The organism is Thiohalorhabdus sp. (assembly GCF_046545655.1).
Classification (GTDB): Bacteria; Pseudomonadota; Gammaproteobacteria; order Thiohalorhabdales; family Thiohalorhabdaceae; genus Thiohalorhabdus.
In genome coordinates this window covers 19,123-29,480 of the sequence record NZ_JBKGZG010000030.1, presented here as the reverse complement: position 1 = coordinate 29,480, position 10,358 = coordinate 19,123, and the positions used below count along the sequence as shown (strand labels likewise).

The following is a 10,358-nucleotide window of genomic DNA, read 5'->3' as shown; positions in this document are numbered from 1 at the left end:
CCGGTCCCTTTACTTTCCCGCCCTCGATGTCCTGTTCCAACATACAAGCGGCGGCCCCCGCCGCGACCACCAACCCGGGCCTCCCGGTTCTTGGCGCCTTGGCGTTTTCGGTATCCTTCCCGCCCAACCAGCCCGAAAGAGCCAAGAGGCATGGCCACCAGGAAAGCCCACGCCCATACGCCCCTGGACACGCTGCGCGCCGATCTGGAGGACGAAGAGCGCTTCCGCCGGGAGCGGGCCCACTTCCGCTATGTGCCGCCGCGCCCGGCGGTGTACGGTGATCTGGACCTCGATCCGCGCCTTGCCGAGGTGCTGGCCGGACGAGGTATGAATCGGCTCTTTTCCCACCAGGCGGAGGGCGTGGCGGCGGCGCGGCGCGGCGAGCACGTGGTGGCCATGACGCCCACCGCCTCCGGCAAGAGCCTCGTCTACAACCTGCCGGTGCTGGAGGCGGCGCTGGCGGACCCCGCCGCCCGGGCGCTGTACGTCTTCCCCCTGAAGGGCCTGGAGCAGGACCAGGTGGGCGGGCTCAATGCCCTGGCCGGCGAGCTGGGCCTGCACCCGGAGCCGGGACCCCGGGAGCGGGCGCCCCTGCAGGCGGCGGAGGTCTACGACGGCGACACCCCGGGCCACCGCCGCACCAAGATCCGTGAGCAGCCGCCCACCGCCCTGTTCACCAACCCGGACATGCTCCACCTGGGCCTGCTGCCCCACCACGACAAGTGGGCGGAATTCTTCGCCAACCTGCGCTACGTGGTGGTGGACGAGATCCACACCTACCGCGGGGTGTTCGGCAGCCACGCCGCCCAGGTCTTCCGTCGCCTGCGCCGGGTGGCGCGCCACTACGGGGCCGAGCCGCGGTTCATCGCCTGCTCCGCCACCATCGCCAACCCCGCCGAGCTGGCGGAGACCCTGCTGGGCGTGCCCTTCACTCCCGTCACCGAGAGCGGGGCGCCGGCCGGCGGCAAGCACTTCTACTTCGTGCGCCCCGAGACCAGCCCCTACACCACCGCCACGGACCTGTTCCTGCGCTGCCTGGAAAGCGGCCTGAAGACCATCGCCTTCACCCGCGCCCGGCGCGCCACGGAGCTGGTCTACCAGTGGGCGGCGGAGCGCGGCGGCGCCCTGGCCGCGCGCATCAGCCCCTACCGGGCGGGCTTCCTCCCGGCGGAGCGGCGCGCCATCGAGCAGCGGTTATTCAACGGGGAGCTGGACGGGGTCATCTCCACCTCCGCCCTGGAGCTGGGGGTGGACATCGGCGAGCTGGACGCCTGCGTGCTGGTGGGCTACCCGGGCTCGGTGGCGAGCACCTGGCAGCGCGCCGGGCGGGTGGGACGGCGCGGGGCGGACGCGGTGATCTTCCTGGTGGCCGGCAACGACGCCCTGGACCAGTACCTCATGCGCCACCCGGAGGCCTTCTTCGAGCGCAGCCACGAGGCCGTGGTGGTGGACCCGGCCAACCCGCGCCTGCTCGGCCAGCACCTGCCCTGCGCCGCCACCGAGCTGCCTTTGCGCGCCGACGACCCGGTCTATGCCGACGGCGATCCGGACGCCTTTCGGGAGGCCCTGGCGGACCTGGAGGCCGGGGGCGGACTGCGCCGCGAGGGGGACACCTGGTACGCGGCCTTGCCCAGCCCCCAGCGCGCCGTGGGCATCCGCGCTCTCGGTCCCTCTTTTCGCATCGTCGACGAGGCGGGCCAGCCCCTGGGGGACCTGGACGGCGACCGGGTGCTGCGCGAGGCCTTCCCCGGTGCCGTCTACCTGCACCGGGGGCAAAACCACCGCATCGTCGAGCTAAACCTGGAGGGCCGCTACGCGGTGGCCCGCCCCGCCAAGGTCCACTACTACACCCGGGCCCTGTCCGACGAGGACACCGACATCCGCGAGACCAGGCGCCGGCGGCGCGGCAACCGGCTCATCCCCCATTTCGGCGTCCTGCGCATCACCCGGCGGGTCACCGGCTACGAGCGCCGCCGCACCGCGGACGGTAAGCGCATCGGCACCCACGACCTGGATCTGCCCGCCACCACCTTCGACACCGAGGGGCTGTGGCTGCCGGTCACCGGGGACGCGGAGGCGGCCATCGGAGAGGTCGGCGCCGACCTGCCCGGCGCCCTGCACGCCGCCGAGCACGCCCTGATCAAGATGCTGCCGCTGTTCGCCCTGTGCGACGCCACCGACGTCGGCGGCGTCAGCTACCCCCTCTACCCGCCCCTCAACGGCCCGGCCATCTTCGTCTACGACGGCTACGAGGGCGGCATCGGCTTCGCGCGCCGCGGCTTCGAGACCCTGGGCGACTGGCTCACCGCCACCCTCCAGGCCCTGCGCGAGTGCCCCTGCGACACGGGCTGTCCCTCCTGCGTGCAGGACCCCCAGTGCGGCAACGCCAACGAGCCTCTGGACAAGCATGGCGCCGTCGCCCTGCTGGCGTACTGGCTCGGCAAGCCCACCGCCTGAGTCGCCGCCCCCTTGCCCATGGGGGGAGATCATCCCTCCGGAATGGTGCTTCCTGCATCGGGGAGGGTCCGCAGGACGCGCTCCTCCTCCATTACCCGGATACCGAGGACGACCAGATAAACCGGGACCAGCACCGCAAGGGTGATCCAGGCATCGAACACCACCGGCAGTGAGACCACCTCCGGGATCAGGTTGAACAGGTAGTTGGGGTGGCGCACCCGGCGGAACAGCCAGCCCCGATTGACGGGGTGGTCGGGAAGAAACAGGAGCTTGACCGTCCACACCGGCCGCAGGGCCCGGATCACCATGCCCAGAGCGAGCATGGCGAGGGCATACACCCCCAGGGCCGCCTGGGCGGCGGTGTCGAACTGGGCGCCCCGGATTATCCCTTCGATGAGGCAGCCCAGGTAGATGGCGGTGTGGAGCACGGCGAGCAGCCGCGAGGTGCGCGCGCCGGACTCCACCGCGCCCTGCGCCCGCAGGCGCTGCTCGTTGCGGCGGGAGATCCAGAGCGAGCCCAGGCGGAGCCCGAGGGCCACTAGGAACAGGACGTAGAGCGGTGGAGCCATGGCCTTCCCCTTGATTTCACAAGGGGGTTATTGTGCCGGCTATGGGGGCGGCGGGCCAGCGGGCTCCCCGGCAGTGGGAAGCGAAAACCTCCCGTATGGATGGCACAGCGTGTGGGTCCGGCAAGCCTTGGGAGGGGGGCTTCAGGTCTGGTCGGGGCCGATCCAGGTGCCGCCGGCGGGGACGGGATGGCAGGCAGCCAAGGCCGTGAGCAGGTCCGCGGGCTCGCTGTCCACCTCCAGCAGGGCGCGCTGGTCGGGACGCAGGAAGCCCTCGGCCACCGTTTCGTCCAGGAAGCGCACCAGGGGGTCGTAGAAGCCGGCGGCGTTGAGCAGCCCGCAGGGCTTGGCGTGCAGGCCGAGCTGGGCCCAGGTGAAGACCTCGAACAGCTCCTCCAGGGTGCCGATGCCCCCGGGCAGGGCGATGAAGGCGTCGGCCAGCTCCGCCATGCGCGCCTTGCGCGCGTGCATGGAGCTCACCACCTCCAGCTCGGACAGCTGGTGGTGGGCGAGCTCCCGGGTGCACAGGGCTTCGGGAATCACTCCGACCACCTCGCCCCCCGCGGCGAGGGCGGCGTCGGCGAGCACCCCCATGAGCCCGGTGTGGCCGCCGCCGTACACCACGCCGATGCCGCCTTCGGCGAGGCGGGCCCCGAGCGCGGCGGCCGCCTCGGCGTAGGCGGGGCGGTTGCCGGATCCGGAGCCGGCGAAGACGCAGATGCGCTCCATAGCTTCCCTCTTTAATGGGTCGGCGTTGGCCGGCCGCGGTCTAGCGGCTCTCCGGCGAGGCCGGCCGGCGGTTGTACCAGCGCCCCAGGAACACCAACAGGAGGGCGGTCAGATTGGGATACCACACCCAGGGCTGGGCCCAGGAGACCCCGTCCACCGTGTAGCCGGACAACGGCCACAGGAAGGGGGTGGGGAAGTAGGCCGCCGTGTGGGTGGGGATGTCCACCAGGATGTGCAGGGGCCAGGCCAGCATGGCGAACCCCAGCGGACGGTGGTAGCGCCAGGCCAGGGCCGCGCACAGCCCCGCCACCACCAGGCTGTGGCCCCAGGCGTAGTTGGTGAACACCCACCCTGGAAGGATCTCCAGCGGCGGCGGGCCGTCGTGGCCGCCGAATTGGCCGGTGAGCAGCCGTCCGGCGAACCAGGGCCCGAAGGAGACCAGGTCGGGGAAGGCGCCGAAGAACAGGGCGGTCTTTATCCGGCCGCGAAAGCCGAACAGCCCGCCGCCCCACAGGGTGTGGCTCAGGGTATCCACGTCGGGTCCGCGCTCCTGCGTCGCTGGGAACCCGCTCGATCCTGCCGCGGCCCAGCGCCGCGCGCAAGAGGAGCAGTCAGAGCCAGAACTGCGGGTAGCGGCGGTTTTTGGGCAGGTTGTTAACCACCAGCCCCACCGCCAGCATGAGCACCGCCCCCGTCCCGGCGGGCACCAGGGCGAACAGGTAGCCCAGCTCGTGGACCTGATCGCTGCCGATCACCGCGATCAGGGCGGTGGCGCCCCCGGGCGGGTGCAGGGTGCGGGTGGCGTGCATAGCGGCGATGGCGGTGGCCACGGCGGCGGGAATGGCCACGGAAGGCAGGTCGCCGAGCAGCTGGTAGCAGGCCACCCCCACCAACGCCGACACCACGTGGCCGCCCACCAGGTTGCGCGGCTGGCCCAGCGGGCTGCGGATGGCGCCGAAGACCAGCACGGCGGATGCGCCGAAGGAGCCGATGAGCAGCATCAGGTCGCCGCGGGCCACCATCTGCATGTGCAGCTCGGCGATGAGGGCCATGCCGAGGAAGGAGCCCAGCCACGACCAGCCGATCTCCGCCAGGGGCACGCGCGGGGGGGCGTGGGTGGCGCCGCGCATCTTCAGGAAGTATACGAGCAGTCGCCGGAAGGGACGCCTCTTCCGCCAAAGGATGCCTTGCATGTCGGTATGGTTCCCTAGGGGGTCGGGCTGCCGGCGGAGAAGGCGGTGAAGACGGACTCCACCAGGTCCCAGCGGGACACGATGCCGGCCAGCCGGTCCGCATCGTCGAGCACGGGGAGGCGGTTCACCTGCCACTCGGCGAACCGGGCGGCGATCTCGGGCAGGGGAGTGTCCTCCCGCAGGGTGGCCACCTCCCGGGTCATGATGTCCGCCGCCACGTGGGCGTAGGCGTGACCCTCCTGCCCGCCGGTGGCCGGCAGGATCTCGATGACGGTGTGGTCGCCCTCCTCGCGGGCGTGGGTGACGAAGTCGTGCTCCGAGACGATGCCCGCCACCCGGCCGCGCTCGTCCACCACCGGCAGTCCGGAGACGCGGTGGCGGATCATCAGGGCGGCCACCTCGGTGAGGGGCGTGTCCGGCGTAACGGTTACCACGGCCCGGACGAGGAGGTCCCGTGCCCGCAGGGCCCCGCTGAGGCGCTGCAGGGCGTGGCGGAAGGCGAGGTGGTAGATCTCCCGGAAGTCCTCCGGGGTGATGTCGATATAGGCGCGGATGGCCGTCATGGCCGTCTGGATGTCCTCCTCCGTGAGCTCCACCTCCACGGGAGGGACCCGGCCGCTGCCTTCTCCTGAACCCGGCATGGGAAAAATAACCTGGCATTAGAATGAAGCAAAAATTTTACATCATTTAGAGGATGAGGGGAGACCGGTCTGTCCCCCGTGCGGGCGGACCGTGCTAGGGTCCTGATGATGAAGGGGAGGCTAGAAAGGGGAGCCTATGGCGATCACCGACTGGCCGGCGGAGGCCCGGCCCCGGGAGAAGCTGGCGGAGCGCGGGCCGGAGGCGCTCACCGACGCCGAGCTGCTGGCCATCTTCCTGCGCACGGGCACCCGGGGGCGCTCGGCGGTGGACCTGGCCCGCGACCTTCTGGAGCGTTTCGGCGGGCTGCGGCCGCTGCTGGCGGCGGACGAGGCCGCCTTCTGCGCCGCCCCGGGCCTGGGGGCGGCCAAATACGTGCAGCTCCAGGCGGTGACCGAGATGACGCGCCGCTACTTGGCCGAGGGGCTGTTCCGGGACGAGCCCATCGAATCGGCCCGGGCGGCGCGGGACTACCTCACCGCCCGGCTGCGGGAGCGGGCCCGGGAGGTGTTCGCGGCGCTGTTCCTGGACACCCGGCACCGGGTGGTGGCCTTCGAGGAGCTGTTCCAGGGCACCATCGACGGCGCGGCGGTGCATCCCCGGGAGCTGGTGAAGCGGGCCCTGCACCACAACGCCGCGGCGGTGATCGTGGCCCACAACCACCCCTCGGGGGTGGCCGAGCCCAGCGCCGAGGACGAGCGGATCACGGCGCGGCTGCGCCAGGCCCTGGAGCTGGTGGAGGTGCGGCTTCTGGACCACTTCGTCATCGGCGACGGCGAGGCCGCGTCCTTCGCCCAGCGCGGGCTCCTCTAGCAGCGTTGGGAATGCTATCCCTGGGCGGGAAATAGGGCGAAGAAGACCGGCCCGGGCCGAGACACCCATCGCGTAGGGAGATAGCCATGAACGGCGGCATCCGCCTGGGCAGCGTCGCGGGCATCGAGGTCCGCATGGACTGGAGCCTGCTGGTGATCTTCCTGCTGATCCTGGTCAGCCTGGGCGCCGGCACCTTCCCCGCCCTGCATCCCCAGTGGGCCCTTGCCACCTCCTGGGCCACGGCCCTGGTGGCCGCCGTGCTGTTCTTCGCCTCGGTGTTCCTGCACGAGCTGTCCCACGCCCTGGTGGGGCGGGTCTACGGCATCACCGTGCGCCGCATCACCCTGTTCATCTTCGGCGGCCTGGCGCACATGGAAAACGAGCCCCGCCACTGGCGCGGCGAGCTGCTCATGGCCCTGGCGGGGCCGGTGACCAGCCTGGCCCTGGGGGTGGGCTTCCTCCTGCTCGGCGGGCTCGCCCTGGGCCCGGAAGGGCTGGACCCGGAGCGGCCGCGGGAGAGCCTGGCCCGGATGAGCCCGGTGGCCACCCTGCTGTTCTGGCTGGGGCCGGTGAACCTCATCCTCGGCGTCTTCAACCTGGTGCCGGGGTTCCCCCTCGATGGCGGGCGCGTGCTGCGGGCGGTGATGTGGGGGATCACCGGCAACCTGCGGCGCGCCACGCGCTGGGCCTCGCGGGCGGGCCAGGGCTTCGCCTGGCTGCTGATCCTCTCGGGGGTGGCTCTGCTCCTGGGGGCGCGCCTGCCCGTCCTGGGCGCGGGGCCGGTCAACGGTCTGTGGCTGGCCTTCATCGGCTGGTTCCTGCACACGGCCGCCCTGGCCAGCTATCGCCAGCTCCTGGTGCGCGAGGCCCTGCACGACATCCCCGTGCGCCGCCTCATGCAGCCCGACCCGGTGGCCGTCTCCCCCGACACGACCCTGCGGGCCCTCGCCGACGGCCCCTTCGAGGAGACCGGCCAGCGGGTCTTCCCGGTGGTGGAGGGGGGACGGATGGTGGGGCTGGTGGGGTGGCCGGAGGTGCGGGCCCGCGATCGCGGGATGTGGGACCGCGTGCGGGTGGTCGAGGTCATGGTGCCGGAGGAGCGCGTGGCGCGGCTGGCCCCCGGGCAGGAGGCGGAGGAGGCCCTGGCCGTCCTGACCCGGGCGGGGGTCAACCAGCTACCGGTGGTGGAGGACGGGCGGGTGCTGGGCCTGCTGCGGCGGCGGGACCTGCTCCACTGGGTGGCCCTGCACGGCGATCCCGAGCTGGCGGACCTGGAGCGGGGCGGCTAGCGCCGGTTTCGGCCCCGCACCATGCGGGCCAGACCCCGGTCCGAGGGCGGCAGGAGCAGCAGCCGCACCAGGATGCGGTAGACCTCGCCGCGGGGGACCTTGATGGTGTCCTGGGCGTCCAGCAGGCGCTCGGGCTGGGCCTCGATGCGGTCCAGGGTGCGCTTGGCCAGGACGGCCGGCAGGGCGGCCGCCGCCCGGCGCCGGAGCCAGCGGTGGGGCAGGTGGTGGAAGAATTCCAGCCCCGCTTCCAGGTCGGCGTGGGCCGCGGCGATCTGGGCGTCCAGGATGGGGCGGAGGGGCCCGTGGGCGTCCGGGAAGAACAGGTCCCGCGGCTCCAGGCCGTGGGCGGACAGGCTGCTCTCCGGCAGGTAGCAGCGGCCCTGGCGGACGTCCTTGGCCAGGTCGCGCAGCACGTTCACCCGCTGCAGGGCCTTGCCCAGGCGGATGCCGGACTGCTCCATGTTCTGCAGATCCAGGCCGGTGATGCGATGGGAGGTGGCGGCCAGCTCCTTGGCCCAGTAGCCGCCCACGCACCCGGCGTTGCCGTAGAGGTAGGCCTCCAGGGCCGCCTCGTCGGGCAGGGCCACCACCCGCTCGCCCGCCTTGGCGAAGCGCTCCAGGTCCTCGCGCATGGCGCCGATGAGGGTCACCGCCACCTCCCCCGCCCGCTTGCGGGCCGGCACCTCCATCTCGCTCACCCAGCGGGCCACGTCGGGAAGGCGCTCCAGCAGGGTGCGCTCCTGCGGGCCGCCGTCGGGGCCCAGGGGGGCGGGCTCCAGGGTGACCGGCTCGCCGCGGGCCAGCCGGGTGGCCGTGTCCGCCAGGGTCTCCAGCACCCGGGACCGCGCGGCGGGGTCCACGGCGTCGGTGTCGGCCACGGTGTCCGCCGCCCGGGCGAAGAGGTAGGCGCGGGCGAAGTGGTCCCCCATGGCGGGCGGCAGAAGGCGCAGGGTCAGGGCGAAGGAGCGCGCCAGGACATTCAGCAGCTCCTTCGGATCCGGGGCCTCCGTCAGGGTCGCGGATTCAGCACTGTTGTCCGAAATGGCTCGCCTTCTCCCGGAAATAGGCACGCAGTTGGGCTTCGAAGTCCTCGGGGACGGAGCCCGGAATGCTCGGGCGCTCGGCAAGGGCCTGCCACCAGGCCCGGATCCGCGGGAAATCCCCGTAGTCGGAGAGGTCCACGATCCGCTCCATGATGGCGAAGCGCTGCAGCAGGGGCGCGAAGGCCGCGTCCACCAGGGAGAAGTCCGCGCCGTTGAACAGGGGTCCGGTGATCGCCTCCTCGAGGCGGGCCAGGCGGTGCTCCGCCTGGTGCCATCGGTCTTCGAACCCCGTGGCGTCCTCGGCGATCATCATCTGGTACTGATCGAAGATCAGCTGCTCGCCAAAGGCGATCCAGGCGCGGTTGTGGGCCCGGCGTACGGGGTCCTCCGGGTGCAGGTCGCCCGGGGTCACCTCGTTGACGAACTCGTTGATGACCGCGGATTCGAAGATCACCTCCGAGTCGTCCACGCGGAGCACCGGCACCTTGCCCTCGGGGCTGATGGCCAGGAACCAGTCCGGCTTGTCGGCCAGGTCGATGTAGGTGGTTTCGAATTCCGCGCCCTTCTCCAGCAGGGTGATGATGGAGCGCTGGACGAAGGGGCACAGCGGAAAGCTAATCAGCTCGAGCTTCATGGACTCCCTACCTCTCCTCAGGACGGGGCTAGTTTAGGGCCAAACCGGGACCTTGCCCACCCCGGGGGGCACGGTCGGCAACGGGGGGCCGGGGGGCTACAATAGGGCCCACCCTTGAGCCCACCCATGCGAAGGAGGCCCGGCTTGAAGATCGCCACCTGGAACGTGAACTCCATCCGCACCCGCAAGGAGCATGTGCGGGCCTTCCTGGAGGAGCACCGTCCCGATGTCCTGGCGCTGCAGGAGATCAAGGTGACGGACGACCAGTTCCCGGCGGCCTTCTTCGCCGAGGCGGGCTACCGGTCCACGGTGTTCGGGCAGAAGACCTACAACGGCGTGGCCTTCCTGGCCCGGGAGGGCTTCCACGAGGCCGCGGATGTGGTGCGGGGCTTCCCGGACGAGGGCGAGGACGCCCATTCCCGCCTGATCGCCGCTCGCTTCGGCCCCGTGGTGGTCAACATCTACCTGCCCAACGGCTCCGAGGTGGGCTCGGAGAAGTACGCCTACAAGCTCGACTGGATGCAGCGGCTGCGGGAGTGGCTGGACGCCACCTACGGGGCCGGGGAGCCCGTGGTGCTGGTGGGCGACTTCAACGTCGCCCCCGAGGACCGCGACGTCCACGACCCGGAGGCCTGGCGCGGCCGGGTGCTGTTCTCCGAGCCGGAGAAGGAGGCCCTGGAGACGATCCGCGCCTGGGGCTTCACCGACTGCTTCCGCCTCCATCACGAGGAGGCCGGTCGGTTCTCCTGGTGGGACTACCGCATGAACCAGTTCCGCCGCGGCATGGGCCTGCGCATCGACCACATCTGGGCCAGCCGTCCCGCCGCCGAGGCCTGCGCCGACTGCGACATCTTCGTGGAGCCGCGCCGCTGGGAGCGGCCCTCGGACCACGCGCCGGTGATGGCGGAGCTTGACCTCGGAGCCCTAAACGGCCATAGCCAGTAGAAAAAACGCCAAGGCGCCAAGAAGCCAAGGAGGCCTACCGCAGTCTATTT

Annotated in this window: 11 protein-coding genes; 4 read left to right on the top strand and 7 right to left on the bottom strand. The window is 71.5% G+C overall.

The features are described 5' to 3' along the window. The first annotated feature begins 150 nt into the window (after positions 1 to 150). The gene (locus tag ACLFRB_RS08055; protein ID WP_411068500.1) at positions 151 to 2,457 is read left to right on the top strand and encodes a DEAD/DEAH box helicase; all 2,307 of its coding nucleotides are present in this window, start codon (positions 151 to 153) and stop codon (positions 2,455 to 2,457) included. A 29-nt stretch (positions 2,458 to 2,486) separates the two neighbouring features. On the opposite strand, the gene ACLFRB_RS08050 is transcribed toward ACLFRB_RS08055, so the two are convergent. From ACLFRB_RS08050 to ACLFRB_RS08030, 5 genes are all read right to left on the bottom strand, one after another. Beyond that, positions 2,487 to 3,026, bottom strand: coding sequence for an isoprenylcysteine carboxylmethyltransferase family protein (locus ACLFRB_RS08050; RefSeq protein ID WP_411068499.1), 540 nt, complete (start codon positions 3,024 to 3,026; stop codon positions 2,487 to 2,489). A 141-nt stretch (positions 3,027 to 3,167) separates the two neighbouring features. After that, positions 3,168 to 3,752, bottom strand: coding sequence for a TIGR00730 family Rossman fold protein (locus tag ACLFRB_RS08045; protein WP_411068498.1), 585 nt, complete (start codon positions 3,750 to 3,752; stop codon positions 3,168 to 3,170). A gap of 40 nt (positions 3,753 to 3,792) precedes the next feature. Then, entirely contained in the window at positions 3,793 to 4,287 is a 495-nt protein-coding gene (locus ACLFRB_RS08040) for a hypothetical protein (protein WP_411068497.1), read from the bottom strand. A 76-nt stretch (positions 4,288 to 4,363) separates the two neighbouring features. Further along, positions 4,364 to 4,945 (bottom strand): HPP family protein, encoded by a 582-nt coding sequence (locus ACLFRB_RS08035; protein WP_411068496.1) that lies wholly within the window; start codon positions 4,943 to 4,945, stop codon positions 4,364 to 4,366. Positions 4,946 to 4,959: 14 nt separating this feature from the next. After that, positions 4,960 to 5,586 (bottom strand): CBS domain-containing protein, encoded by a 627-nt coding sequence (locus ACLFRB_RS08030; protein WP_411068495.1) that lies wholly within the window; start codon positions 5,584 to 5,586, stop codon positions 4,960 to 4,962. A gap of 136 nt (positions 5,587 to 5,722) precedes the next feature. Here ACLFRB_RS08030 and radC point away from each other — a divergent pair, with 136 nt between their 5' ends. Together radC and ACLFRB_RS08020 are read left to right on the top strand one after the other, a co-directional pair. After that, the gene (radC, locus tag ACLFRB_RS08025) at positions 5,723 to 6,397 is read left to right on the top strand and encodes a RadC family protein (protein WP_411068494.1); all 675 of its coding nucleotides are present in this window, start codon (positions 5,723 to 5,725) and stop codon (positions 6,395 to 6,397) included. 86 nt (positions 6,398 to 6,483) lie between these two features. Then, positions 6,484 to 7,686, top strand: coding sequence for a M50 family metallopeptidase (locus ACLFRB_RS08020; protein ID WP_411068493.1), 1,203 nt, complete (start codon positions 6,484 to 6,486; stop codon positions 7,684 to 7,686). Here the strand turns inward: ACLFRB_RS08020 and ACLFRB_RS08015 are convergent. Both ACLFRB_RS08015 and ACLFRB_RS08010 read right to left on the bottom strand, forming a co-directional pair. Continuing rightward, positions 7,683 to 8,756 carry a phytoene/squalene synthase family protein gene (locus ACLFRB_RS08015; protein WP_411068492.1) on the bottom strand — a complete coding sequence of 358 codons (1,074 nt, stop codon included), beginning with the start codon at positions 8,754 to 8,756 and terminating at the stop codon, positions 7,683 to 7,685. The genes ACLFRB_RS08020 and ACLFRB_RS08015 overlap by 4 nt on opposite strands. Further along, positions 8,710 to 9,363 carry a glutathione S-transferase family protein gene (locus ACLFRB_RS08010; protein ID WP_411068491.1) on the bottom strand — a complete coding sequence of 218 codons (654 nt, stop codon included), beginning with the start codon at positions 9,361 to 9,363 and terminating at the stop codon, positions 8,710 to 8,712. The genes ACLFRB_RS08015 and ACLFRB_RS08010 overlap by 47 nt, the downstream gene beginning before the upstream one ends. A 144-nt stretch (positions 9,364 to 9,507) precedes the next feature. Between ACLFRB_RS08010 and xth the strand changes: the two genes are divergently transcribed. Next, positions 9,508 to 10,308, top strand: coding sequence for an exodeoxyribonuclease III (xth, locus tag ACLFRB_RS08005; protein ID WP_411068490.1), 801 nt, complete (start codon positions 9,508 to 9,510; stop codon positions 10,306 to 10,308). Positions 10,309 to 10,358 lie beyond the last annotated feature (50 nt).